The following is a 23,900-nucleotide window of genomic DNA, read 5'->3' as shown; positions in this document are numbered from 1 at the left end:
CACAGGCAGGGCTCGGACGGGAGGTGCGCGCATGGGAACCGACGACGGGCTGCCCGAGCCGACCGATCCGGAGTTCGGCGAGGATGCGGATCAGGGCTGGTCCCTGGACCGCGAGGGGGCCGAGACCGCCGCGCAGCAGGCCGCCCGGCGGCACGATCCGACCGGGGTCGACCTGGCCCGGGCGATCGCGGCGCAGGCCGGCGCGGCCAGTCAGGGCGTACGCCGGCGGCGCCGCAAGCCGAAACGCACCGGCGGCGTGGAGCACACCTACACCAACGACCGAGACCCGCAACTGCTCGGCAGTGCCCTCGACTCGGTGATGGCGGCCAAGGGCTGGCTCACCCAGGTCAACGTCCACATGCTGCTGGCGAACTGGCCCAAGCTGGTCGGGCAGGTGAATGCCGATCACTCCAGCCCGGAGTCCTACGACGGCGAGGTGCTCACCGTGCGCGCCGAATCGACCACCTGGGCGACCCAGCTGCGGCTGTTCGCGCCGCAACTGGTGGCGCTGCTGAACGCGGAACTGGGGGACGGGGCGGTCACTCGGGTGGTGGTGAAGGGCCCGGATGCGCCGAGCTGGAAGCATGGGCGTCGCTCGGTCCCCGGACGTGGACCACGCGACACCTACGGCTGAGCGATAGGATGGCTGATTGTGCCCGAAGCGAATGACGCCCTCAGCCTGGCCCAGCGCAACGCGGTCACCGAGCTGTTGCGGATCGCCCCGGTGGTCGATCGGCTCGGTGACCTGTTCGTCGCCGCCGGCTTCGAGTTGTACCTGGTCGGTGGTTCGGTCCGCGACGCCCTGCGCGGCGAACTGGGCCACGACCTGGATTTCACCACCTCGGCGCGCCCGGACGATATCGAGGCGTTGCTGCGGCAGTTCACCCGGGGCGTACCTGGGGCCGCGGTGTGGGACATCGGCAAGGAGTACGGCACCATCGGGGCCCGGGTCCCGCTGTCCTGGCCGGGGTCGGCGGCCGAACCGGGACCGGTGGGGGATCCGGGCGATTCCGCGGCCGACTGGGCGTACTGGCTGATCGAGATCACCACCTTCCGCTCCGACGTCTACCGCAGCGACTCGCGCAAACCGGAGGTGGCCTTCGGCGACACGATCGAGGGGGACCTGGTCCGGCGCGACTTCACCGTCAATGCGATGGCGATCCGGCTGCCGGATCGCGAATTCGTCGACCCCCATCACGGCCTGGCCGACCTGTCCGCGGGGATCCTGCGTACGCCGGGCACCCCCGAGCAGTCCTTCTCCGACGATCCGTTGCGGATGATGCGGGCGGCCCGGTTCACCTCGCAGCTGAGCGGCCCCGGGCTCCGGTTCGCCCCGCACCCCGAGGTGGTCGCGGCGATGCTGGCGATGGCCCCGCGGATCGAGATCATCTCCGCCGAGCGGGTCCGCGACGAGCTGTCCAAGCTGGTGCTCACCGATCGGCCCCGGCCGGGACTGAACCTGCTGGTGGAGACCGGAATCGCCGACCACGTGCTGCCCGAACTGCCGGCGCTGCGCCTGGAGGTCGACGAGCACCACCGGCACAAGGATGTCTACGATCACTCGCTGACCGTGCTCGAGCAGTCGATCGAACTGGAGCGGCGACGCGGGCATGCCCCCGATCTGGTCGGCCGCCTGGCCGCGCTGCTGCACGACATCGGCAAACCGGCGACCCGGCGGTTCGAGGAGGGCGGCAAGGTCTCCTTCCATCAACACGACGTGGTCGGCGCGAAGCTGGTGAAAAAGCGGCTGCGGGAACTGCGCTTCTCGGCCGAGGAGATCAAGCACATCGCCCGGCTGGTGGAACTGCACCTGCGCTTCCACGGCTACGGCGAGGGGCAGTGGACCGATTCCGCGGTGCGGCGCTATGTCCGCGACGCCGGGGACCAGCTGGAGCGACTGCACATCCTGACCCGGGCCGACTGCACCACCCGCAATCAGCGCAAGGCGCGCCGGCTGCGCCAGGCCTACGACGACCTCGAGAAACGCATCGCCACCCTGGCCGAGCAGGAGGAGCTGGCCGCGATCCGGCCGGACCTCAACGGGGACCAGGTGATGGAGCTGCTCGGGATCGGGCCCTCGCGGACCGTCGGGGAGGCGTACCAGTTCCTGCTCAATGCGCGGATGGAACACGGACCCCTCGGCGAGGAGCGCGCCACCGAACTGCTGCTGCAGTGGTGGGCCGACCGAAACGCCTGACCCCTGCGCCGCCGGCGGCCCCGCGGGCGGGAATACTGGGGCGCATGTTGATCGTGACCAGCAATGGAATCCCCGGGTACCGGATCGAGGCGGTGCTCGGCGAGGTAATGGGCATGACGGTACGCAGCACGAACCTCGGGGCGAACCTGTCGGCCAGCCTGCGCAGCATGAGCGGCGGTGAGCAGGAGAAGTTCACCAAGCTGGCCTATGACTCCCGCAATGAGGTCATGAACCGGATGTGGGCCGAGTGCGCCAAGCGGGGCGGGAACGCGATCGTGGCGATGAAGTTCGACACCGGCGAGATGGCCGGGTCCTTCACCGAGGTGTGCGCCTACGGAACCGCGGTGATCGCGGTCCCGCTGGATGAGGGCGAGCCGGGGGCCACCCCGCAGTCGATCGAGCGGTGTCGGCAGGCGCGTGAGTACGCCGAAAAGAATCAACCCGGTCCGGGCAACTGGCCGACGATGCCGTTGGGGCCGGATGCCGCCACCCAGCAGGCGACCATCGATGAGACCCTGTGGGAGGACGGGGACCGGCCCGGCCGGGCGCCCGGGGCGGGCACCCAGCAGGACTCCTCGGCAGCCGCCGGCGAGGCCGCGCCGGTCAGCGTGATCGACTCCGACGACCTGGCGGTGTCGTCGGCGCAGGCCGAGCAGCCGGCCTGGGTCCCGCCGCACGAACGTCCGGGGTACGCCGGCTCCGATGCCGGGAGCGCCGAGGCCGTCAGCGCCGGGGGCGTGAGTGCCGGGGGCGCGCGCACTGAGGCTGCGAGCAGCGACGTGGCGGGTACCGAAGAGGACACTGCTGCCGAGACCCCGGGGTCCGGCGCCGGGGCCACCGAGCCGCGACCCGGTGCCACCGACTCCGGCCCGGCGCCCGAGGGGAGCAGTGCTTACCAGGGCAGTGAGGCCCCTCGGGAGAGTGGGGCGTACCGGGGCGCTGGGGTCGACCAGGAAGAGTCCGCCGACGATGCCTTCGGTGCCGATGCCTTCGGGATTGCGGTCGGCGAGGAGCCCCGGGCGAGCGCGGCCGAGCCGGTCCGGCAGACGTACGCCTACGACCCCACCCAGGCGGAGCCGACCCAACCGCTGCAGATCCCGGACAACCGCCCGGCCGAGCGGGGCACCGGGGCGCAGCCGGGTGCGGAGGAGCCCACCGCGGGACACGATCTGTCCGGGGCCGGGCAGCCGACCGGCGCAGCCGCTGTCGGCCGCGCCGAGGGGGAGGCACCCGAGCATCGCGCGGACAGCCGCTCCGGCGGGCGGGATACCGAAGCGACCTGGGCACCGGTGAACGGGCCGGGCGCCGAGCCGCAACCCAGCCCGGGCCGGAGTCAGACCCCGGCGCCGGGACAGCCAGCGCCGGGACAGCCGGGACCGGGACAGACCGGCCCCTGGGCGCCGCGCGAGTCGGGCCAGGGCGGGTCCTGGGGTCAGCCGGTGCCCGCAGCGCCGCAGCCGTGGAACCAGCAGCCCCCCGCGCCGCAACCGGGTCAGCCGCAGCCGGGTCAGCCGCAACCGGGTCAGCCGCAACCGGGCCAGCCGCAACCGGGCCAGCCGCAACCGGGTCAACCGCAGCCGGGTCAACCGCAACCGTGGAACCCGGGCGCCGGGGCCCCGACCGGTCGGCCCGAGCAGGAGTTCACCGGTGGCTGGCCGCAGGCACCGTTCCAGCGCTCCGGAGAGAATCCGCCACCGCCGCCGGCGTACGGGCAGCAGGGGTACCCCGCGCCGGATCCCGGCGCGTACGCGCGACCCGAGGCAGCGGGCAGCGGGCAGGGGCCGGTACCGAAGGCATCCCAGTACGGTCGCCCACCCCAGCAGACCCCGGGCCAGGGCTCGCCCGGTCAGCCCTACCCGGCCGGCGGGCAACCCGGCAGCCGTCCGCAGCCCAGTCCGTCCCCGCAGGTGGCGCCGCGTCCCCCGCAGCAGGCCGGGCAACCCCCGCAGCAGGCCGGGCGACCCCCGCAGGGCGGACCTGCCCAGCCGGGGGAGCAGGGCGACTTCGGCACCCAGGCTCGCGGTTTCTTCCGCAATCTACGCAATGAGGTAGAAGGCGCCTTCGGCGGCCGGGACCGCACCGACAAGCCGGAGCAGCAGCAGCCCCGCCCGACCCGGCCGGAGCAGCAGCGTCCCGGCGAGGAGGGGTCCTGGCTGGACCTGGGCAACAATCCGCAGCAGTCCGACGGGGAGCCGCCGCAGGGCCGCTGACCCGGCGCGGCAGCCCCGGCCCGAGCGGGTGCGCCTACTCGACCTCGGCCGGGGCGTTCTCCGCCCCGGCCTGGAAGGTCCGGGCACTGATCCGTCGACTGATCAGGCCGAACCACAGCCCGATCAGCGCGAACGCCACCGCGATTGCGACGAACCCCAGGTAGGAGTGCGCATCCAGGGGGAACAACACCGCGACGATCACCGCCGCCAGCGGCATCGCAGCATTGAAGATCATGTCGTAGATGGTGAACACCCGCCCCTTGAAATCGTCGGCCACATGGGCCTGGACGACGTTGTCGACACAGATCTTGCAGGCCTGGGCGCACATGCCGATCAGCAGGCCGCTCAGCATCAGCGACCAGGGCCGGAACTGCGCCAGCGGCACGATCAGGATGAACGGAGCGCCGGCGAGCAGGGCCGCCACGATGGTGCGGCGTACCCCGATCCGATGCGCGATCAGCGGAGTGAGCGGGGCCGCGATCAGGTAGCCCGCCCCGGTGAATCCGGCCCAGACCGCCAGATCCGCGGTGGCGGCGGCCACATCGGCGACCGGATGGAAATAGTTGCGGAACAGCAGGATCGTGGCCACCTGCACCATGCCGACCAGGATCTTCTGCAGCCCGATCCCGATGATGCTGAGGCCGGCGGGCTTGCGCTCGACCAGGTGGCCGAGGGCGTGCCACAGACCCCGGGCGACATCGACCGCCTTGGTGCTGCGGGCCTCCGCCGAGGTGAGGTCCGGGCCGAGCTCGCCCACCCGGATCCGCAGCGACAGCAGCACGGTGATCCCGAAACCGATCGCGGCCACGAGGAAGATCAGCGCGTCGGCCTGATAGCTGGCCAACTGCCCGCTCAACCCCAGCCGGATCGCGAAGGCCAGACCGCCGCCGATCAGGACCCCCACCGGCCCGATCACCGGCATGATCGAGGACGCGGTCAGATACTCATCAGAGTCCACCGTGTGCGGCACGGCGGCCTGCAACCCGGCCAGCAGGTACCGGTTCAGACTCATCGCGACCAGGGCCAGCGCGAAGAACAGCCCGTAGGTCCAGTGGTCCCGCAGGCCGGGGTTCAGCACCAGGGCGCCCAGGCCGAGGGCGATCACCGCGCGTACGGCATCGGTGGACACCGCGACGTTGCGTCGATCGAAGCGGTCCAGGGTCAGTGACACGAACGGCCCGACCACCGAGTACGGCAGCAGGGTGATCGCCAGCACCGCCGCGACCGCCCAGGCGTCGGGGGCGGTGTTCGGGGTCAGCAGCACGTACGCCGCCATGCCGACCTGCAGCATGCCGTCGGAGGTCTGGGTGGCGAGCCGAACCGCAATGAGCTTGCGGAACAGGGGATGTCGCCACAGGTGCCGTACACTGCGGACGAGGTTCATCCGCGGCTCAGTTCCACCAGAACTCCCACTCCTTGTGATGCGGCAACTCGCGGGCGTAGTCGGTCAGGTCCCGGTTGGTGTCGTTCAGGATGTCGGGGGCGAAGGCGTAGTGCTCGCGGGCCAGCAGATCGCAGGTCTTCTCATCCTGCGGCGGGCGCTCCACCGAGAGCCGGATCGAGTCGGTGGACACCCCGACCAGGACCGCACCGAAGCGCTGCTGCCAGGAGTACAGCACCTCCGACAGCTCCGAGCCGTGGAATTCCCAGCCCTGCGCCCCGTTCCAGCCGATCACCCCGAGGGCGTCGGCGGGTACGCCGGTGCGGACCAGCAGCAGGCGGTACTCCCCGTCCAGCGGCTGCACCCGGACCCGGGACGCGTCGGTGGTCCGCTCGGCGCGGGCCAGGCCGAGCCAGCTGGTCCGCCACGCCTCGGTCTCACCCAGTTGCGCGGCGGTGTCGAAGGTGCGGCGCAGGAACTCCTCGGCGCCGAGTTCGTTGGTGTGGTACCAGCCGACCAGCTCGGTGCCCAGCCACGCCTCGAGATCGCCGCGTACCGCCAACGGCCAGACTCCGGTCTGCGGGTACACCTGCGCGACCCGATACCACAACTCGCTCAGCTCGCCGGACTCGGTGCTGATCCACCCGGTCGGCCGGTCGTCGTCGGTGGGGATGCCCAGGCCGTCGGGCAGCTCCGGCATCGGTTCGGGATCCGGCGTGCCGGTGGCCTCGACCTGCAGGGTCACCCACTCGTTCTGATTCAGTCCGTCGAAACCAAGATCGTTGAGATCGAGTCCGCCCTCGCTGGCGCCGTCGACCCGATCCTCGGTACGCATCAGCTTGCTGATCGCATTCTTGATTCCCATGGTTTCACCCTTGGCACAGTCGGGCCCAGCGGTCGCTGGGCGGTTCAGTATTCCTCCGCGTTCATCCCGGTTTCCTTGACGTGCAGAAATTCCAGGTACGCGGCGGTCACTTCGTCGGGGTGCCCGCGCATGACCAGACGGCCATGATCGAGCCAAATACAGTCATTGCACAACTCGCGCACCGAGTTCAGGCCATGACTGACGAACAGCATGGCCCGGGCCTGGGCGCGCAACTCTTCCAGCTTGTGGGCGGCCCGTTCCCGGAAGCCGGCGTCACCGGTGGACAGCGCCTCATCGACCATCAGGATGTCCGGATCCATGTGCACGCCGACGGAGAACCCCACCCGGGCATTCTGTCCCGAGGAGTAGGTCCGCATCGGCCGGTCGATGAACCGATCGGAACCCTCCTCGGCCCAGTCGGCAATCTGCTGGGTCCGGTCCAGCACCTGCTTCTTGGTGAGGCCGGCGGCCAGCCCCCCGAGCAGGATGTTCTCCCGGCCGGTGAGGGCGGCGTTGAACCCGACCCCGAGGGCCAGCATCGTGGAGGCCCGTCCCCAGGTCTCCACGTTGCCCTCGCTCGGCGGGATGATCCCGGCCAGCACCCGCAACAGGGTCGACTTGCCGGCCCCGTTGGACCCGATCACGCCCAGGGTGGTCCCGTTCTTGACGTCGAAGGAGACCCCCTTCAGCGCCTCGACGGTCTGGGTGGCCCGGACGCCGCGCCCGAAGCGGACCAGCGCCTGCTTGAGCGTGGGACGCTTCTCGAAGGTGGTCTTGTAGGTGACGTGCAGGTCGCGTACCCGGACGGCCAGATCGGTCCGCTCGGGTTCGGGGACGTACCCGTCCTTGCGGGCGCGGATCTTCAGTCGCGGCTCAGAAGATTCGGACAGCGAAATCACGCTCCCTCCAGATGAAGAACAGGGTTCCGAGCAGGAATACCGCAATCGACCATACCGCTGCGGTCAGCCACACCGTCGGTCCGGGGATGGTCCCGTGCAGCAGCAGGGAGGTGTAGCCGGTGAGCAGCGAGTACGCCGGATTCACGATCTGGGCGATCGGCTGCAGCGCGTTCCCGGCGATGTCATTGGGCACCCACAACACCGGGGACAGGTAGAGCCAGATCCGGATGAAGTAGGGCAGGAAGTTCACCGTGTCGCGGAAATAGACCTGGCAGGTTGCGAAGAAACTCGCGATCCCGGTTCCCAACAGCACCATCAGCAGCACGAACACCACCGCCAGCAGCATCGTCGGACTCCAGTGGGTGCTCGGCGTCACGATCAGCAGGATCAGCGTCACCACCAGCGTCGGCAGGAACCGCATCACCGCGGTGATCACCGCTGCCAGCGGGATCAGCAGCCGGGGGAACGCGGTGTTCAGAATCAGCTTGCCCGCGGTGGTGACCGAAGTGGTTCCGGTATTGGCGCACGTGGTGATCAGGGTGAACACGAACAGGCTCGTGGTCAGGTGGACGAAGTACTCCGGATTGCTCCGACCACGGCTGGTGAGGATGTTGACCAGCAGGAAATAGACCCCCGCCATCAGGATCGGGTTCAGCACCAGCCAGATGGTGCCGAACACGGTCGCAGAGTTGTCCGCGCGCATGTTGGCCCGGGACAACTCGTAGGCGAAGTCGCGGCGCTGCCACAGTTCCTTGAGGTAGGTCCCCATCGGCGGCAGGCCGTTGTGATGGGGCGCGTAGTGGAAGTAGCGCACCTGTGGGGTCGCTCCGGCCTCGCTCGTGGAGGAGGGATCACTGGTCACTGGCACCATCCGGGTCGGCTGTTCGGGCTCAGGTCAGTTTGCCACGGTCGGCCCGACACGCCGGTGCCGAACGGCCGGGGAGACGCTCATCACCGGGCCGGGTCAGCACTGGCCGGCTCAGGCTGCCGCCAGTAGTCGATCGGCGTGCCGGGCCAGGTGGCGTACGCCCCGGGAGCACCGATACCGGATCGCGGTGGGACTGGTGGCATGCCGCTGCGCCGCCTCGGTGCCGGTCAGCCCGTCGGCGTACACGCTGGTGAGCACTCGGGTGGTCGCGGCATCCAGCAGACCGAGCTCCCGGGCGGCACGTAGCACCCGGCGCGCGTTCAGCGCGTCCGGCCGCGGCTCGGGCAGTTGGCCCAGGTCGGTCGGATCGGTCGGGTCCGCGCCGGAGACGGTGGAACCGCGCTCGTGCTGCACCGCCTTCAGCGTGTCCAGGGCCAGATTTGCCGCCAGATTGCGCCGGTGCGGATTCATCCGGTCGAGTTGCAGCCACAGCGCGGTGGCGTACTCGCTCAGCCGGGACCGGGGATCCACCCGGGCCATCCGGAACAGCTTGGGCAGCATGGTCTGCCACAGCGTCCGGCGGGCCAGGGGGCAGCCGGCCCGGCTGCGCACCAGCAGCCAGCGCAACACCGGGTCCGGATTGTGCCGGATTGCGATCAGCACATGATCCAGCCCGGTGGCGCCGGCCAGGCCCGGACAGCCGGACCAGTCGGAGATATCGGCGTGCGCGGCCAGGGCGCGCCATTCGGCGTTGCTGCGGTCGAGGAAGACGGCGTCCTGGGCCTGTTCGGGGGTGGTCATCGGGAGCTCCTGTCGTCGAGGTGCTTCGATCCTCTCGACCGGGTGTTGTCCGAAACGTTTCCCGAGAACCGCAGGTGTTGTCCGCAGCAAACAAGTGTTGTCCGGGGGTTGCCCGGGCACGTCCGCTTCGCTCAGCCGTTCCCGGTGGCCGTGCGCTGCAGCACCTGGTCCCACGGCGTCGGGGTGACGCCGAGCTCCCGCTCGGTGGCGGTGGAGTCGATCACCCACGGTGCGGTGAACTGGTAGCCGACCCCACGGACCTCCCGCAGCATCGGCACGAACCAACCGGCCACCGCCAGCACCCAGTCGGGCATCGTCGACATCGGTACCGACGGCTTGCCGGCACTGGCCAGGACTTCGCTGAGCAGTTCGCGCTGGGTCCGTGGCGGATTGGTGGCGGCGAACCAGACCCGGCCGTGGGCGGTCGGGTCCGCCGCGGCCGCGACCAGGGTGGCCGCCACGTCCTGGACGTCGGTCCAGGAGTGCGGCAGATCGGGCTTGCCGAGGAAGGTCACTCGCTTCCCGGCCAGGGCCGTGGCCACCAATCGGGTGCCCATGCTGTTCTCGCGGATGCCGGCGCCCACATAGTCCGAGGACCGAACGATCACCGCCCGGATCCGCCCCGCCCGGTGGGCCGCCAGAATCTCCGCATCGAGCGCCCCGCGCAGTTGTCCCTTGTGGTCGGGGGACCCCTCCGGGGACTCCGGAGTCAGGACGGTGCCGGCTGCCGGGGGCCGGTACATGTACAGATTGGACGCCACCGCCAGGACGGCGCCGCTGGACTCGGCGGCAGCCAGCAGCGCGCGGTGCATCGGCGGCCAGTGGTCCTCCCACTGGGTGTAATCGCCAGGATTGAGGCAGTTGTAGATGACCGCGGTATCGGCGGCGGCCGCGGTCACGGCTGCGACGTCGGTGGCGTCGAGGGCCCGGCGCTCGACGCCGGGCACGTCGGGTCCGGTGCCGGAGCGGCTGGCCAGGACAACCCGCTGGCCCTGCTCGGCCAGCAGGGCGGCGGTCGCCCGCCCGACCGGGCCGGCGCCGAGAACGAGATGCGTGGACATGATTCCTCCCTGAGTTGTCGAGAGCACTGCTCTCAGTATTAAGTCTGCCACTCTGTGGAGCTCTGGACAAGAGCGGTGCTCTCGAATCTGATCAGTGCTCACAAAAGTGCCGTACGCCGGTGGACACCGGCGACTGCCTGGGGCACGCTGGAGCAATGCCGGACTCCGCCCCGAACGCCCGTGAACTCGCCCATCGGGAGATGGAGCGGCGGATTCTCGACGCGGCGCGCCGGCACCTGGCGGAGGTGGGGCCGGCCCAGTTGTCGCTGCGGGCGGTCGCCCGGGACCTCGGGCTCGCCTCGTCGGCGGTCTATCGCTATGTCAGCAGCCGGGAGGACCTGATCACCCGGCTCATCCTGCAGTCTTATGCCGAGTTGGCCGAGGCGGCCGAGCAGGCGACGGCGGCGGCGGACCCGGCGCCCATCGCCCAGTGGACCGCGTGGGCGCTGACGATGCGCGAATGGGCGCTGGCACGCCCCTACGACTGGGCGCTCATCTACGGCACCCCCATCCCCGGGTACGCGGCGCCGCAGGACACCGTGGAACCGGCCACCCGGGTGGTCGCGCCGGTGCTGCGGGTGGTCGCCGCGACGGTGCCCGAGCTCGGCCCGGAGGACGCGCAGACCGCCGCTGCGCTGAGCCCGTTGGTGACAGCCGTGGGGCAGTTCGACGGTGGTGTCGAGCTCGGTCGGGGCGCGGCGTACGCGATGATGGCGGCCTGGTCGGCGGTCCACGGCTTCATCAATCTGGAACTGGGTGGGCACTTCGTCGGCGTCCTCAGCGATCCCGCCCCGGTGTACCGGACCCTGGTCCGCCGGACGGCGCAGGACCTGGGCCTGGCTCCGGCCTGAGGTGGGGCCGGGCGCCTAGTGCAGGAAGGCGATCAGCGCCGACAGGGTGAAGAACGACATGATCGTGGAGACCGCCACCGCCGCCGACGCTCCCTCGGCCAGGCCGTGTTTGGAGGCGTAGATCGGTCCGGCCATGAAACACGGCAGCGCCGCGGTGATCAGCAGGGCCGTACGCATCTGCGGCTCCAGGGCCGGCATCCCCAGCGTGGTGAGCAGCCACAGCACGCCCATCGCCAGCGCCGGGTGCAGCAGCAGCTTCATCGCCGAGATGACCGCGGCCCGGCCCAGTTCCTTGCGCGGATTCAGCCCGACCAGCATCCCGCCGCAGTAGATCAGCGCCACCGGGCTGGTCGCGGCCCCGACCAGCAGCAGGGTGCTGTTCAGCACCCCCGGCAGCTCGAACGGCGTGAATGACCAGATCAGGCCCAGGAACACGCCGATCAGGATCGGGTTCTTGAACAGGCCGATGGCGGCCCGGCGCAGCGCCGTCCAGCCCGACCCCGCGGCGCCGAGATCGGCCAGCAACAGGATCAGCGGGATCAGGATGATCATCTCGATCATCGCGTTCATGCCCAGCGACAGTCCGGCCGCTTGCGGGACGATGCTCAGCGCGATCGGGTACCCCATGAAGGCCGAGTTCGACCCGCCGGCCCCCATCCCCACGAAGGCGGCCGGGGTCAGTTTCAGCTTCCAGATCAGCATCGCCACCGCGACCCCGGCACCGAAGGCCGCCAGGCTGGCCAGCCCGTAGGTGGTCAGATACGTGGGATTGAGGACCTTCCGCGGATCACTGCGGGCCAGGGTGCCGCCGATCAGGCAGGGCAGGGCCACCTTGGAGATGAACAGGCCCAAGGCCATGATCTGGGCCCGGTGGAAGACTCCGGTCCGGGTCAGGACGAAGCCCAGGGCAACCAACAGGTAGATCGGACCGGTGGCGTTGAGGACCTGGAGCACGGTCTCAATCTATGCCCGGCCCGCGGGTGCGGGCAGGTCTTGCCGAGTGTTGCCGTTGTTGCCGGTGGGCTCAGCGGCCGACCACGCCGGTTTCGTACGCGAACAGCACCAGCGACACCCGGTCCCGGCAGCGCAGCTTCGACAGCAGGCGGCCGATATGGGTCTTCACGGTGCCCTCGGCCATGTACAGCCGGGCACCGATCTCGGCGTTGGTGGCCCCGTGCGCGATTTCGGTGAGCACTTCCAGCTCGCGTTCGGTCAACACCTCCAGGCGCGGGTCCGGCCCGGACTGGCCCGGTTGGCTGGGCAGCGAGGAGACCACGTGGTCCAGCAGCCGTCGGGTCGCGCTGGGGGCCACCACGGCATCGCCGGCAGCGACGTTGCGGATCGCCGACAGCAGTTCCTCGGGGCGGGCGTCCTTGAGCAGGAACCCCGACGCCCCGGCTTTCAGCGCGGAGAAGACGTACTCATCCAGATCGAAGGTGGTCAGCACCAGCACCCGGATGCCCAGATCCGCCGCAATCAGTCGCCGGGTGGCCTCGACCCCGTCCATGTTGGGCATCCGGATGTCCATCAGCACGACGTCGGCCGGATCCTTCAGCAGTTGTTCCACCGCCTCGGCCCCGTCGGAGGCTTCCCCGATGATCTCCAGGTCGTCCTCGGCCTCGATCAGCATCCGAAAGCCGCTGCGTACCAAAGACTGGTCATCGACCAGGAAGACCCGGATCATGGAGTTCCCTTCGAGCGGAATCGGACGGCCCCGAATGGGGTGTGCGCGACTTTACCCGGTCGGCATCGATCGGCAGGTCGGCCCGGACGCAGAAACCCCCGTCGGGGTGCGGACCGGTGACCAGGGTGCCGCCCATTGCGTGGACGCGTTCGCGCATCCCGCGCAGGCCGTTGCCGTGGCCGTCGTCGGTGGCCGTGGCGCCGGCGCCGTTGTCGCGGACCTCGAGGTGGATCCGGTGCGGCAGATAGTGCAGGTGCACCGTGGCGTGCGCGGCGGGACCGGCGTGCTTGAGAAAGTTGGTCAGCGCCTCCTGAACCACGCGATAGGTGGTCAGCGCCAGCGAGCTGCCCACTTCCGGCGGGGTGCCGCGGACATCGAGGCTGACCCGGCTCCCGGTGCGCTCTACCATGCCCGGGATATCGGCCAGGCGTGGCGCGGGCACGTACTCGGGCTCTTCGTTGGGATCCGAGCGCAGCACCCCGACGATCCGGCGCATCTCGGTCAGCGCCTCGCGCCCGGTACTGGCGATCGTTTCCAGGACCTCGGCGGCCCGCTCGGGCTTCTTGGCTGCCAGGGCGCGGCCGCCCTCGGCCTGGACCACCATCACCGAGACCGAGTGGGCGACCACATCGTGCAGTTCGCGGGCGATCTGCTGCCGGGCCCGGACCTCGCTGAGCCGGGCCGCCTGCTCCCGCTCGGCCATGGCCCGGGCAAGTTGATCCTCGGCGGCCTGCTCGGCGTCCAACCGGGCCCGAGTGGCTTCGCGGACCCGGCGTCCCACCAGGTAGGGGGTGAACACCGAGCCGGCGCAGACCAGCACGGCCAGCACGAACACGTTCACCGTCCAGCCGGGCTCCTCGCCCAGCGCCCAACTCAGCGGCCCGGCGATCGAGCCGGCTGCCCCCACGATCACTGCCAGGCGGGACTTGCGGGAGTCCTCGACCCAGCGCGCCACCGAATAGACCTGGATCGGCACCACGACCAGCGCCGGCAGCGGCTGGTCCAGGAAGATTATGTGGGCGATCCCGCCGATGGTGCTGAGCGCGAGCATCACCATCGGATAGTGCGTGCGCAACGCCAGCGGCAGCACCAGCAGGAGTCCGACCAGCAACTGGGACCAGTGCTCCTGCCACCCGAAGAAGCCCAGGGAACTGAGGAAGAAGTAGGGGATGACCGTGGCGACCAGGAAAAATCCGGCCATGCCGACATCGGCCACCCAACTCCGGGGTGGCTCGATGGTGCTGGCCGAGGACCAAGCACCGAGGGCATCCAGCCGGGGATGCCCGGACGTGCCGGTGGACCTGGCGCCGGACCGAGAGGCGGCTGAATCGTTCATCCCCACCAGCCTAATCAGCGCCCGGCGTCCACACATCCGACCCGGGACCGAAACCTGTCCTGGCGCGCTGTGCCCCGGGGTGGGTGACCCCGGGCCGATGGTCCGATCCTGCCACTGTCGGGCCGGAATCGGGCTCCGGAGCCGGTTTCGGGGCCACTGGTGGCAGGATCGGGACACCGCGGCCGCCGCACCGGGCCGCTGCGCCGGCGCCGGACCCAGGCGGGCGGCACCCAGGGCGCCACGTTCCCGACAATGGTGGTTCAGCATGATTGCGTGCGGGCCAGTACCTCGTCATGCGCAGTCGGTGCCACAGGCCGGCACTTATCAGTGATGTTACACTTATGTTACTGTGGTGATAGCTGTGCGGGGTCGATTCCCGCACCGGAACACGTCACCGACCCCGAGGCAGGCAATGACGCACCGATCACCGAGCACGATGCGCAGCCACATCTCTGAGGCCATGCGCGCCGTGGTGGGCAGACTGGCCGAATGGCGGGTTTCCTTCCCCGTGAATGAGTCCGACATCCGACGCTGGGCGATCGCGACTTACTATCCGAGCCCGCCGCCGCGGGAGTACCTCGACGCGGAGTTTGCCGAAGCCGAACGTGGTGGTTACGTCGCGCCGGATGAGTTCAACCCCTTCGCGTGGCTGCTGGCCGATCATTCGGTGCCGCTCATCACACCGAAGCACCGCGACCCCGACCGGGTCGAGAAGGCGCTCGGCATCCGGGGGCCGGGCCTGTCGGTGCAGCTGAATGGCGGCACGGCGGCCACCTATGGGGTACCGATGCGGGTGGGTGACGTGATTCGTTCGGAACTGCGCGTCATCGGGTACCGGGAGCGCGCGGGACGCCACGGCCTGATGCTGTTCACCCTGAGTGAGCAGGTGTGGACGAACCAGCGTGGCGACCACGTGCGCAGCGAAATCAACACATCGATTCGGTACTGACCGAACCAATGACGACGAGAATGCAATGGCCGGTGCTCGGTGCCCAGGTGCGGCCCGGCGCCGCGCAGGTGGGCGACACCATTTCCTCGGGGCGACGCGCCTCGGGCCCGGCCGAATGGAACCGCTACGCGGCGGTGAACGATGAGTTCGTTCCGATCCACATGGACGACGCCGCCGGACGCGCCGCCGGGTACCCGGGCGCCATCGGTATGGGGCGGCTGCAGTGGTCATACGTGCACGTGTTCCTACGCGAGTGGCTCGCGGGCGCCGGCCGGATCCGCGAGTTGTCGCTGCAGTACCGCAGGCCCGCCCTCAAGGATGCCGAATTCGAAGTCGTGGCGACGGTTACCCGGGCTACTTCCGGCGAGGGCCTGAGCGCCAACTCGCGCTCGACCTGCGCGTGGTGGACGCCGCCGGGGCGGTGCTGGCGCCCGGCACTGCCGTGCTGTCCCTGCGGTCCCCGGTTGAGTGATCGCCGAGACCCGGGGCCGATGGTCCGATCCTGCCACCATCGGGCCGGAATCGGGCCGCGGAGCCGGTTTCGGGGCGACTGGTGGCAGGATCGGGACGCCACCGCCGCCTAGGATCGGTTCGTGACCTGGAACGCCCCGTCGCCCGGCAACATGCCGCCCGCACCGACCCCGGCCGGCCGTGCGCTGCCCGTCGGCGTCCTGGTGCTGATCGGGGTGCTGCTGGGTGCGCTGGTGGTCGGGGGCACGATCGTGATCCGACCGATCCTGGCCCCCGCGCCCACACCGAGTCCGACTCCCGTCGGGTCAGCGGCGCCGCCGGCCTACGATGCCTGCCACCCACCGGCGCAGGGCTCGAGCGCGCCGGCCGAACCCGACCCGACCCCGGCGGCGGACGACCCGGTACAGACCGGGACCGTCCGGGACGGGGCGCCTGCGGTGTTCACCGGTCACGGGAACGCGGTCCTCGAATACACCCGCGCGGGGGACTTCGCCACCGTCGTCGACTTCCACTGCGCGAACTGCACCGGACCGTTGACGGTGTGGAACACGAACACCGCCACCGCAATCCTGTCCGGGCGCACCGGCGGTGAGGTGCTGGATCGCCGGTGGCTGATCGACCAGGATCACGGCCGGCCGGTCCCGCAGCGCAACCGCATCCTGGTGCACGCCGAGGGGGACTGGCAGATCACCCTGACCAGTTGGAACGACCTGCCCGACGCGCCCAGCCCGGTCACCGGGAGCGGCCCGGCGGTGCTCACCTTCGCCGGCACCCCGACCGACGCCCTGCGCATCGGCTACCGGCCCACCGGGACGAGCGACGCGCTGCACGTCTACGTCTATGACCGGGCCACTCGGCGCTACCGCGCCGAATACTGCACCACCGGGCAGACCCCCCTGGAAATCAGTGGGCTGGTCTACCCGGCAGTGATTCTGCTGCGCGGCTACGGGGAGTGGCGCCTGGAAAAGGCCTGAGCCCGGCCCCGCCGCCGATCCGGCCCGCGCTCCGATCAGGCCTGGGGAGCGGGAGCCTCGGCGTCCTGAGCCACCGGCGCCGACCCGTTGCCGGCAGCCTTCTCGGCCGGCTTCGGGGTCTGGGCCGACCGGCCCTCGACGACCCGGCGATGGGTGATCGGCTGCGCCACATGGTCGCTGGACACCACCGAGACGCCGGGCAGGCCGTCGTGAACGACCTTCCCGGGGTTCAGGTTGTTGCCCGGATCGACGCCCTCGAACAGGGTCCGGATCATGTCGGCACCGGCCTGGGAGATGTCCTCCACCAGCCACGGGCTGTGCTCCACCCCCACGCCGTGGTGATGGGACAACGTGCCATGGCTGTCGATGAATGCCTGCTGAATCGCACGCTTGACCTCGTCGTACTTGTCCAGCACATCCTCGGACATGTCGCGGATCGCGAAGGTGAAGTACAGGCAGGCACCGGAGTGATAGTTGTGCGACAGGTGACACATGATGTAGCCCTGCACACCCAGGCGCTCCATCGCCTGCTCCGCCGCCTCCACGGTGTTGTCGTACAGCGCCTGCAGCCGGGAGTACGGCGCCGCGGTCTCGGACACGTCGGCGGCGGCACCGCGGTCCAGCAGAAAGTCCCGGATGTAGGGGGTGTCGAACTTCTTCTGGTCATACATCGCGCCCGGACCGGTGCCGACCACGACACCGCCGTGCCTGGTGACGATGTCCTTGACCAGGTCCTTCTGCAGCGCGACGTGCTTCTTGGATCCCTCGTAGCCGATGTAGCTGATGCACAGGTCGTCGAGGTTCCAGCCCTTGCGCTGGAGGACCTTGAAGAAGGCGTCGTTGACGAACTTCGAGGCCCGGGACTTCTTCTTCTGCGTGGCCAGGGAGAACGCGGTCTCGCGGGCATCGGAGACGCGGGCGACCAGCACCTCGGCCTCGCTCTTGGCGATGTCGTGCATGCACTTCAATCCCGCCGACCAGGTCGGGAAGAAGTACGCGATGACGGTGCGTTCCTCGGCCTGCTGGCGTACGTTCACCGTGACCTCGGTGATGATCCCCAGTCGGCCCTCGGAGCCCAGCACCATCTCCCGGACGCTCGGCCCGGTCGAGGTGGCCGGCAGCGGACGCAGTGCGAGCACCTCGGCGCTGTCCCCGGCCCGGCTCGGGGTGACCATTCGCAGCCCGCGGGTGATCTCGCCGATGTCGCCGTACTTGTCCGACTGCATCCCCGAGGAGCGGGTCGCGACCCAGCCGCCGAGGGTGGAGTGGGTGAAGGAGTCGGGGAAGTGCCCCATCGTCCAGCCGCGCCGGTTCAGCTGTTCCTCCAGGTGTGGGCCGAGCACGCCGGCCTGGATCCGGGCCAGCCCGGATTCGGCGTCGAGGTCGAGCACCTTGTTCATCCGGCCCATGTCGATCGACAGGATCGGTCGGGTCTCGCCCTTCTCCGGGGTGAGCGATCCGACGATATTGGAGCCGCCGCCGAACGGGATCAGCACCGCGTCCTCGCTCAGCGCGAAGTTCATGATGGCGATGACCTGACTCTCATCGGCGGGGTACAAGACCGCGTCCGGCACCCGGGGCAGGTCCCCGCGACGCAACCGGATCAGGTCGCGCACCGACTTCCCGTACGCATGCACCACCCGATCCTGGTCGTCGAGCACCACGTACGAATCACCGACCAGCCGACGCAGCTTGGTGACCGACTCCTCGCTGAGCAGCGACGCCGGAACCTCGATCTCCTCGAAGGCCGGCGGCTTCATCTGCGGGGTCTCGTGCAGATCAATCCCGACCACCTTCTGTACAAAGGGAGCAAAAGCCGGCTTGTTCTCGTGGTTGAAAGCGATCCCCTCGACTCCCCAACCCCACCACTTCATGTGCTTGACGCCGTTCACGTTGTGTCCCTTCACTTCCTTGGCTCGTCGAAGCCGTCGAATTCCTGGTCGTTGTCGTCGGAGTCCGCGCCGGCGGCGGGACCATTGTCGGCGGCATCGCTGGGCTCGCTGGTACTGGGCGGCGGACCTGGCTCGATCGCCGCCTGCTCGAAGTCCTTCATGGTCGGGAAGCCGTACTCCAGCGCCGTACTGTCGTGCAGTTCGCGGACCGCGGCGGCCAGCCGGTCGGAGAACTCGTGGGCGTTCTCCCCGGGCTCGGCCCGCATCGGGTCACCGAAGGTCACATGCACCGGCGGCCGGCCGGGCTTGGGCCAGTTCGCCCCGCGCGGCATGGCCAGCGAGGCGCCGACGATCCCGGTGGGGATCGCGGGGCAGTCCCGGGAAATGCACAGCGAGGCCACGCCCGGCTTGAACGAGCCCATGGCCTTGGTCCGCGAGCGGGTTCCCTCGGGGAAGATGAGCAGCGGTACGCCGTCGCTGAGCAGGTGTCCGGCCATCCCGCGGTACTTGGTGCCCCGGCCGCGTTCCACGGGGAACGCATTGAAGAACAGGGTCATCGGGGGCGACTTCCACTTGCGGTCGAACCAGTAATCGGCGGCCGCGCCGGTAGCCAGGTTCTTCGACAGCCGGTTGGGCAGGGCGTCGAAGATCAGCGGTGTGTCCAGGTGGCTGGAATGGTTACCCAGCACGATGAACGGGGCCTCCACGTCCTTCAGCCGCTCGGTCCCGTGCACCGAGATCCGCACCAGCGAGTGCAACAGCGATTTGAGCAACACGTTCTGCGCCACAAAGCGCCCGCGGGCTGCGCCGCGGGCCGTGTACCGCTCTCGACCTGTCACCGACCCAGCCTAAGCGCGCGGTCGAGCGAAGTCGCATCGGACCGAAACCGACTGTGCGGCACGGCCAACCGAACCCGGACGATCTTGTGGAGAATGCACAAATCTCGTGTCACTTCTTCCGGCTGGAGGTGAGTTTGCGGGAGAACCAGTAGATCGTCGAGCGTGGGGCGTGCCGGGCCGCGATGATGGCGGTACGCCACAGCCGGGTCGGGATCGAGATGATCCGTCCGCGATCGGCATCCACCAGACATTCGCGGACCAGGCGGTCGGCGTCGATCCAGGCGATATCGGGAATCGAGGACGCGTTGATCCCCGCTCGGTCGTGGAATTCGGTACGCACCCAGCCCGGGCACAGCGCGGTCGCGGTGACTCCGGTGCCCCGCAACTGCAGCGCCAGCGACTCGGTGTACACCAGCACCCACGATTTCAGTGCCGAGTAGTGGCCCTGGGTGATGAAGGCCGCGGTGGAGGCAATGTTGATGATCCGGCCGTTCCCGCGGGACTTCATCGCGCGGGCGGCCGCATTCGACAGCAGCAGCACCGCCCGACACATCACGTTCAGCGCCTGCTCATCGGGCGCGGTCGAGTCCTCCACCATGGAGGAATGCAGTCCGAAGCCGGCGTTGTTGACCACCAGATCGATCGGGTGCTCGGCGTCGAGCACCCGTTGGACCACCCGTTCGGTCTGCTCCCGATTGTTCAGATCGGCGGTGAGTACCTCGACGGTGACCCCGTAGGCCGCACTCAACTCGGCTGCGGACCGGTTCAGCCGCTCGGTGTCGCGCGCCACCAGGACCAGATCGTCGCCGCGGGCGGCCAGGTGCCGCGCGAAGGTCGCCCCGATGCCGGCGGTTCCGCCGGTGACCAATGCTGTCGCCATGAGGGTCAGCGTAGCGGGCACCTCGGCATCTTCAGTGGGCCACATGCTCCTTGAGCCACTGCACATCGCGGGCGTAGTCAAGGCCGGTCCCGGGGGTCTCCAGCAGCAACGGGGCGTCCGCCGCGGTGGCGACCGCGACCAGATCCTCGACCGCGATGTGGCCGGTGCCCAGGTTCGCGTGCCGGTCGGCGCCGGAGTCGAAGGCGTCCCGGGAATCATTGAAGTGCACCAGGTCGATCCGCCCGGTGATCGCGCGCACCCGCTCGACCAGGCCGGCCATCTCGTTGCCGCCGGCGTGGGCGTGACAGGTGTCCAGACAGAAGCCGACGTTCTCCGACCCGTTCGCCGCGGCGATGGCGGCCCACAACTGCTCGAGCCGATCCAGCGTCCGGGCCATCGCGTTCTCCCCGCCGGCGGTGTTCTCGATCAGAACCGGAATCGGCATCTCCAGCCGGTCCACGGCCTTGTACCAGTTCTCGAACCCGGATCGGGGGTCGGCACCGGAACCGACATGGCCCCCGTGGACGACCAGCCCGGCGGCGCCGATCTCGGCGGCGGCATTGACCTGGCGCTGAAACAGGTCGCGGCTCGGGACGCGGATCTTGTTGTCGGTGGAGGCCACGTTGATCCGGTACGGCGCATGTACGTAAAGGGTCAGGCCCGCCTCGCCGGCGTCATTGCGCAGCGCCTCGGCACCCCCGGGATAGGCCACCTGCGGGTTCTTGTCCCACTTCTGCGGGTGGCCGATGAACAACTGGGCGGCGCTCACCCCCAGCTCGGCCGCGACGGGGATCAAATTGTCGGGATCCAGGTGAGCACCGATACGCATGGCGGCGAGCTTACCGAGCCGTAGTGACAAGGAGGCGACATCGGTGCGCCGCGGACCACCCTGGAAGGGGTCTGGGCCCAACCGATGTCGGCTCCCTGTCAATATCCGCAGGTGGGCCCCGGGGCGACCCGTAGGCTGGACGGCATGTCAGAACCGACCGACCCCCCGGGTGCCGCGGCCCTGCTGGCGGACCTGGCCGAGGTGCTGCCCGCCGACGTGCTCACCAGTGATCCGGACATCCTCGCGTCCTATGCGGTGGACCGGGCCATGTTCGTCGAGCCGGGCCGGGCCGCCGCTCTGGTCCGGGCCCGCAACACCGCACAGGTCCAGCAGGTGATGCGCATCGCCACTCGGCACCGGGTCCCGGTCGTCCCCCAGGGGGCCCGCAGTGGACTCTCCGGGGCCGCGATCGCGATCGACGGCTGCATCCTGCTCAACGTGGAACGGATGAACCGGATCCTGGAGATCGATCCGGCCAACCGGCTGGTGGTCACCCAACCCGGCATCTTCAACGCCGACCTGTCCCGGGCCGTCGCCGAGTTCGGCCTCTACTACCCACCCGACCCGGCCTCCTGGGAGTTCTGCTCGATCGGCGGCAACCTGTCCACCAACTCCGGTGGGCTGTGCTGCGTGAAGTACGGGGTCACCACCGACTACGTGCTCGGCCTGGAACTGGTGCTGGCCGATGGGCGCCTGCTGCGGACCGGCCGACGCACGGTCAAGGGGGTGGCCGGCTACGACCTGACCAAACTGATCGTCGGGTCCGAAGGCACCCTGGGCGTGATCACCGAGGCCACCTTGATGCTGCGCCCCCGGGCCGAGCAGCCGCTGACCCTGGCCGGCCTGTACCCCTCCACCGAGGCGGCCGCCGCCGCGGTGTCGGCCGTCGTGGCGGCGGGGATGGTGCCCTCGCTGCTGGAGTTCATGGACCGGGCCAGCATCGACGCGGTCAACCAGACGTTCAAGATGGGTTTCGAGGATCACGTCCAGGCCGTGCTGCTCGCCCAGTCCGATGCCGGAGGGGAGCGTACCCGCAACGATATCGCCCAACTGGCACAGATCTTCGAGGCCGCCGGGGGTGAGGTGGTGCTCGCCGAGGACCCGGCCGAGGGAGAGGCGCTGCTGGTGGCGCGTCGGCAGGTGCTGACCGCCTTCGAGCAGTTCGGCACCACGATGATCGACGACGTGTGCGTCCCCCGCGACCGCCTGGTCGACCTGGTCCGGGGCACCCAGGCGCTGGCCGCGAAGTACTCCCTCAAGGTCGGTGTCGTCGGACATGCCGGGGACGGGAACTTCCACCCGACGGTCTGCTTCGATCCCACCGACGCCGAAGAGGCGCTGCGGGCCAAGGAACTGTTCGACGCGATCATGGAGCTCAGCCTCGACCTGGGCGGCACGATCACCGGGGAACACGGGGTCGGCACGATGAAGATCGACCTGTTGGAGCGCGAGATCGGCGATGTCGCCCTCGACCTGCACCGGCGAATCAAACAGGCTTTCGACCCGTTCGGAATTCTGAATCCCGGAAAGGTATTCCGGGCCTGAAGGGTCGCTTTCGGTACGCTGGAAAGCCCTCGATCCGGGTCCCCCGGATGCGCGACTCCCCGTCCCGCCCGCGTCGCCGTAGCGTTGAACCATGCCGGAATTGAAACATTACTGGACCGATAATTCGGTGTACCAGCAGGCGGGAACAACCCTCCAATGGGACTGGGTCAAGGGTGAGAATGAGCATTACTGGGGCTTTTCCGTTCGGCCCTGGCAGTTCAACAGCGACACCGAAATCGTGCGTCAGTTCACCACGACCGACAACGGGAGAGCCTGGACCGAGCATTTCGTGGTGCGGACCACCAGAGGCGGGCTGATGCGATTCAGCGCGATCAAGGTGGTCGGATCATGAGGATCCGGGCCGTGTACGACGCCGAGGGCGTGATCGTGGCGGCGGTGGAACTCGAGAACGGGCACGCCGGACCGGTGCCGGTGGCCACCGAGCCGGGGCATGGCATGGGGACCTTCGACGTGCCGATTGGTACGCAGGAGGCGGACGCCGAGCTGACCCTGGAGCAGGTGTGCCGGCAGTTGCGCGTCGACACCGCCTCCGGGGGCTCGGAGCTGGTCGAACCCGGACGCTCCGCCGACTGAGGCCCGGCCCGGGTGCGGGGGCGGCAGCTTCGGGGCTACCGGGCCTTGCCCGGGCGGCGTACGCTCGCCGGGTGAATCCAACACCCCGACCCCACCGCCCCGTCGTCCGCGACCCCGGCGTACTGGAGGCGATGGGGGCCGGCTCCGACCCGATCGCCGAGATCCACGCCGCCCACGAATCGGCCGCGGCACTGCTGCATGCCGGCCGGGCAGCCGACGACCCGGCGGTGACCGAGCGGCTGATCGCGCTGGTCGATGACATCGGGATCTCCACCCTGGCCGACCTGTGGGCCGACCGCCCGGCCCGCTCCCTCCCGGGGGCGCTGTGGCGGCTGTACCTGCTGCGGGAATGGATCTCGCACGACCCGGCCCGGGTCGCCCGCGACTACGCCGCCGGGATCCGCTTCACCGAACCGCACAATGTCGTCGCCGGGGTCGGCTATCCCGGTCCCGACGAGGTCCAGCGCGCCGCCGACGAGATTCTGCGCGGCGTCTTCGACGGCGACTTCGCGGTCGCCCTGGAGCGGGCCGCGGCCTTCTGCCATGTGGTCAGCGCCGGTCGGGCCGATCTGGCCCGCGACACCGACGAGTTCGAACGCGCGGGCCGACTCACCGGGATGGCCGCGGACCTGACCGCCTGCGCCCACCTGTGGCGGCTCAACCAACTCGCCTGACCGCGGCCGGTGAGATTTTCGCTCGCCGCGATTGGTCCGGGCGCGCGGAGCAACTATGATCGAGGCCGCGCCGGGCTGCGGTAGCCCCGGGCTCCACCTA

At 69.6% G+C, this 23,900-nt stretch carries 24 protein-coding genes; 11 read left to right on the top strand and 13 right to left on the bottom strand.

Annotated elements, in window-relative coordinates:
• The first annotated feature begins 31 nt into the window (after nucleotides 1–31).
• Genes G531_RS0103180 through G531_RS26615 form a run of 3 tightly spaced genes read left to right on the top strand, consistent with a single transcriptional unit; the run spans nucleotide 32 to nucleotide 4,407 of the window.
• Complete coding sequence (locus G531_RS0103180) at nucleotides 32–634, top strand: DciA family protein (RefSeq protein ID WP_081683781.1); 603 nt, start codon at nucleotides 32–34, stop codon at nucleotides 632–634.
• 45 nt (nucleotides 635–679) lie between these two features.
• Entirely contained in the window at nucleotides 680–2,197 is a 1,518-nt protein-coding gene (locus tag G531_RS0103175; protein WP_051214988.1) for a CCA tRNA nucleotidyltransferase, read from the top strand.
• A 44-nt stretch (nucleotides 2,198–2,241) separates the two neighbouring features.
• Nucleotides 2,242–4,407 carry a heavy metal-binding domain-containing protein gene (locus tag G531_RS26615; protein ID WP_169515870.1) on the top strand — a complete coding sequence of 722 codons (2,166 nt, stop codon included), beginning with the start codon at nucleotides 2,242–2,244 and terminating at the stop codon, nucleotides 4,405–4,407.
• Between the two features lie 34 nt (nucleotides 4,408–4,441).
• Here the strand turns inward: G531_RS26615 and G531_RS20105 are convergent, their stop codons facing one another.
• From G531_RS20105 to G531_RS0103135, 6 genes are all read right to left on the bottom strand, one after another.
• Entirely contained in the window at nucleotides 4,442–5,791 is a 1,350-nt protein-coding gene (locus G531_RS20105; protein ID WP_051214979.1) for an MFS transporter, read from the bottom strand.
• Between the two features lie 7 nt (nucleotides 5,792–5,798).
• A complete protein-coding gene (locus G531_RS24320; protein ID WP_051214978.1) occupies nucleotides 5,799–6,653 on the bottom strand; it encodes a DUF4253 domain-containing protein in 855 nt (284 codons plus the stop codon).
• 44 nt (nucleotides 6,654–6,697) lie between these two features.
• Nucleotides 6,698–7,552 (bottom strand): ABC transporter ATP-binding protein, encoded by an 855-nt coding sequence (locus G531_RS0103150; RefSeq protein WP_245630510.1) that lies wholly within the window; start codon nucleotides 7,550–7,552, stop codon nucleotides 6,698–6,700.
• A complete protein-coding gene (locus G531_RS0103145; RefSeq protein WP_245630509.1) occupies nucleotides 7,527–8,414 on the bottom strand; it encodes an ABC transporter permease in 888 nt (295 codons plus the stop codon). Before G531_RS0103145 ends, G531_RS0103150 begins: the two co-directional genes overlap by 26 nt.
• A 117-nt stretch (nucleotides 8,415–8,531) precedes the next feature.
• Complete coding sequence (locus tag G531_RS0103140; protein WP_026926134.1) at nucleotides 8,532–9,221, bottom strand: RNA polymerase sigma factor; 690 nt, start codon at nucleotides 9,219–9,221, stop codon at nucleotides 8,532–8,534.
• 131 nt (nucleotides 9,222–9,352) lie between these two features.
• The gene (locus G531_RS0103135; protein WP_026926133.1) at nucleotides 9,353–10,282 is read right to left on the bottom strand and encodes an NAD-dependent epimerase/dehydratase family protein; all 930 of its coding nucleotides are present in this window, start codon (nucleotides 10,280–10,282) and stop codon (nucleotides 9,353–9,355) included.
• A gap of 155 nt (nucleotides 10,283–10,437) precedes the next feature.
• Here G531_RS0103135 and G531_RS0103130 point away from each other — a divergent pair, with 155 nt between their 5' ends.
• Nucleotides 10,438–11,133 carry a TetR/AcrR family transcriptional regulator gene (locus G531_RS0103130; RefSeq protein WP_026926132.1) on the top strand — a complete coding sequence of 232 codons (696 nt, stop codon included), beginning with the start codon at nucleotides 10,438–10,440 and terminating at the stop codon, nucleotides 11,131–11,133.
• 15 nt (nucleotides 11,134–11,148) lie between these two features.
• On the opposite strand, the gene G531_RS0103125 is transcribed toward G531_RS0103130, so the two are convergent.
• The 3 genes from G531_RS0103125 to G531_RS20095 all read right to left on the bottom strand — a co-directional run bounded on the left by G531_RS0103125 (nucleotide 11,149) and on the right by G531_RS20095 (nucleotide 14,153).
• Nucleotides 11,149–12,087, bottom strand: a complete 939-nt coding sequence (locus G531_RS0103125; protein WP_026926131.1) for an AEC family transporter — start codon at nucleotides 12,085–12,087, stop codon at nucleotides 11,149–11,151.
• A gap of 70 nt (nucleotides 12,088–12,157) precedes the next feature.
• A complete protein-coding gene (locus G531_RS0103120; protein WP_026926130.1) occupies nucleotides 12,158–12,817 on the bottom strand; it encodes a response regulator in 660 nt (219 codons plus the stop codon).
• A complete protein-coding gene (locus tag G531_RS20095; protein WP_162143134.1) occupies nucleotides 12,792–14,153 on the bottom strand; it encodes a sensor histidine kinase in 1,362 nt (453 codons plus the stop codon). The genes G531_RS0103120 and G531_RS20095 overlap by 26 nt, the downstream gene beginning before the upstream one ends.
• A gap of 436 nt (nucleotides 14,154–14,589) precedes the next feature.
• On the opposite strand from G531_RS20095, the gene G531_RS0103110 reads away from it, so the two are divergent.
• From G531_RS0103110 to G531_RS0103100, 3 genes are read left to right on the top strand one after another with little or no spacing between them, the layout of a single operon-like run.
• Nucleotides 14,590–15,102 carry an FAS1-like dehydratase domain-containing protein gene (locus G531_RS0103110; protein WP_211221755.1) on the top strand — a complete coding sequence of 171 codons (513 nt, stop codon included), beginning with the start codon at nucleotides 14,590–14,592 and terminating at the stop codon, nucleotides 15,100–15,102.
• 20 nt (nucleotides 15,103–15,122) lie between these two features.
• Nucleotides 15,123–15,686: a MaoC/PaaZ C-terminal domain-containing protein gene (locus G531_RS24315; protein WP_051214976.1), complete on the top strand. Its 564-nt coding sequence runs from the start codon at nucleotides 15,123–15,125 to the stop codon at nucleotides 15,684–15,686.
• A 9-nt stretch (nucleotides 15,687–15,695) separates the two neighbouring features.
• A complete protein-coding gene (locus G531_RS0103100) occupies nucleotides 15,696–16,547 on the top strand; it encodes a hypothetical protein (RefSeq protein ID WP_026926128.1) in 852 nt (283 codons plus the stop codon).
• A gap of 35 nt (nucleotides 16,548–16,582) precedes the next feature.
• On the opposite strand, the gene G531_RS20085 is transcribed toward G531_RS0103100, so the two are convergent.
• The 4 genes from G531_RS20085 to G531_RS0103080 form a co-directional block, all read right to left on the bottom strand.
• Nucleotides 16,583–18,439, bottom strand: a complete 1,857-nt coding sequence (locus G531_RS20085) for an FAD-binding oxidoreductase (RefSeq protein WP_245630508.1) — start codon at nucleotides 18,437–18,439, stop codon at nucleotides 16,583–16,585.
• Between the two features lie 11 nt (nucleotides 18,440–18,450).
• On the bottom strand, nucleotides 18,451–19,278 hold the full coding sequence (locus G531_RS20080) for a lysophospholipid acyltransferase family protein (protein WP_035757079.1): 828 nt from the start codon (nucleotides 19,276–19,278) through the stop codon (nucleotides 18,451–18,453).
• Nucleotides 19,279–19,387: 109 nt separating this feature from the next.
• Entirely contained in the window at nucleotides 19,388–20,158 is a 771-nt protein-coding gene (locus tag G531_RS0103085; RefSeq protein ID WP_026926127.1) for an SDR family NAD(P)-dependent oxidoreductase, read from the bottom strand.
• 31 nt (nucleotides 20,159–20,189) lie between these two features.
• The gene (locus G531_RS0103080) at nucleotides 20,190–20,987 is read right to left on the bottom strand and encodes a deoxyribonuclease IV (protein ID WP_026926126.1); all 798 of its coding nucleotides are present in this window, start codon (nucleotides 20,985–20,987) and stop codon (nucleotides 20,190–20,192) included.
• 144 nt (nucleotides 20,988–21,131) lie between these two features.
• On the opposite strand from G531_RS0103080, the gene G531_RS0103075 reads away from it, so the two are divergent.
• From G531_RS0103075 to G531_RS0103060, 4 genes are all read left to right on the top strand, one after another.
• Entirely contained in the window at nucleotides 21,132–22,532 is a 1,401-nt protein-coding gene (locus G531_RS0103075; RefSeq protein ID WP_145978740.1) for an FAD-binding oxidoreductase, read from the top strand.
• A gap of 91 nt (nucleotides 22,533–22,623) precedes the next feature.
• Nucleotides 22,624–22,884 carry a hypothetical protein gene (locus G531_RS0103070; RefSeq protein ID WP_145978739.1) on the top strand — a complete coding sequence of 87 codons (261 nt, stop codon included), beginning with the start codon at nucleotides 22,624–22,626 and terminating at the stop codon, nucleotides 22,882–22,884.
• Nucleotides 22,881–23,126, top strand: coding sequence for a hypothetical protein (locus G531_RS0103065; protein ID WP_026926123.1), 246 nt, complete (start codon nucleotides 22,881–22,883; stop codon nucleotides 23,124–23,126). Before G531_RS0103070 ends, G531_RS0103065 begins: the two co-directional genes overlap by 4 nt.
• Nucleotides 23,127–23,197: 71 nt before the next feature.
• Entirely contained in the window at nucleotides 23,198–23,800 is a 603-nt protein-coding gene (locus G531_RS0103060; RefSeq protein ID WP_026926122.1) for a hypothetical protein, read from the top strand.
• Nucleotides 23,801–23,900 lie beyond the last annotated feature (100 nt).

It is taken from the genome of Granulicoccus phenolivorans DSM 17626 = NBRC 107789 = JCM 15570 (assembly GCF_000423085.1).
GTDB classification, from domain to species: Bacteria; Actinomycetota; Actinomycetes; order Propionibacteriales; family Propionibacteriaceae; genus Granulicoccus; species Granulicoccus phenolivorans.
This window is presented reverse-complemented; position numbering and strand designations above follow the sequence as displayed.

Coding starts and splice junctions, on each gene's coding strand:
- G531_RS0103130 (WP_026926132.1), top strand. CDS start 10,438: ATGCCGGACTCCGCCCCGAACGCCCGTGAACTCGCCCATCGGGAGATG.
- G531_RS0103135 (WP_026926133.1), bottom strand. CDS start 10,282: ATGTCCACGCATCTCGTTCTCGGCGCCGGCCCGGTCGGGCGGGCGACC.
- G531_RS0103180 (WP_081683781.1), top strand. CDS start 32: ATGGGAACCGACGACGGGCTGCCCGAGCCGACCGATCCGGAGTTCGGC.
- G531_RS0103070 (WP_145978739.1), top strand. CDS start 22,624: ATGCCGGAATTGAAACATTACTGGACCGATAATTCGGTGTACCAGCAG.
- G531_RS0103075 (WP_145978740.1), top strand. CDS start 21,132: ATGTCAGAACCGACCGACCCCCCGGGTGCCGCGGCCCTGCTGGCGGAC.
- G531_RS0103085 (WP_026926127.1), bottom strand. CDS start 20,158: ATGGCGACAGCATTGGTCACCGGCGGAACCGCCGGCATCGGGGCGACC.
- G531_RS0103120 (WP_026926130.1), bottom strand. CDS start 12,817: ATGATCCGGGTCTTCCTGGTCGATGACCAGTCTTTGGTACGCAGCGGC.
- G531_RS20105 (WP_051214979.1), bottom strand. CDS start 5,791: ATGAACCTCGTCCGCAGTGTACGGCACCTGTGGCGACATCCCCTGTTC.
- G531_RS24315 (WP_051214976.1), top strand. CDS start 15,123: ATGCAATGGCCGGTGCTCGGTGCCCAGGTGCGGCCCGGCGCCGCGCAG.
- G531_RS0103080 (WP_026926126.1), bottom strand. CDS start 20,987: ATGCGTATCGGTGCTCACCTGGATCCCGACAATTTGATCCCCGTCGCG.
- G531_RS0103065 (WP_026926123.1), top strand. CDS start 22,881: ATGAGGATCCGGGCCGTGTACGACGCCGAGGGCGTGATCGTGGCGGCG.
- G531_RS0103140 (WP_026926134.1), bottom strand. CDS start 9,221: ATGACCACCCCCGAACAGGCCCAGGACGCCGTCTTCCTCGACCGCAGC.
- G531_RS26615 (WP_169515870.1), top strand. CDS start 2,242: ATGTTGATCGTGACCAGCAATGGAATCCCCGGGTACCGGATCGAGGCG.
- G531_RS24320 (WP_051214978.1), bottom strand. CDS start 6,653: ATGGGAATCAAGAATGCGATCAGCAAGCTGATGCGTACCGAGGATCGG.
- G531_RS20095 (WP_162143134.1), bottom strand. CDS start 14,153: ATGAACGATTCAGCCGCCTCTCGGTCCGGCGCCAGGTCCACCGGCACG.
- G531_RS0103110 (WP_211221755.1), top strand. CDS start 14,590: ATGCGCAGCCACATCTCTGAGGCCATGCGCGCCGTGGTGGGCAGACTG.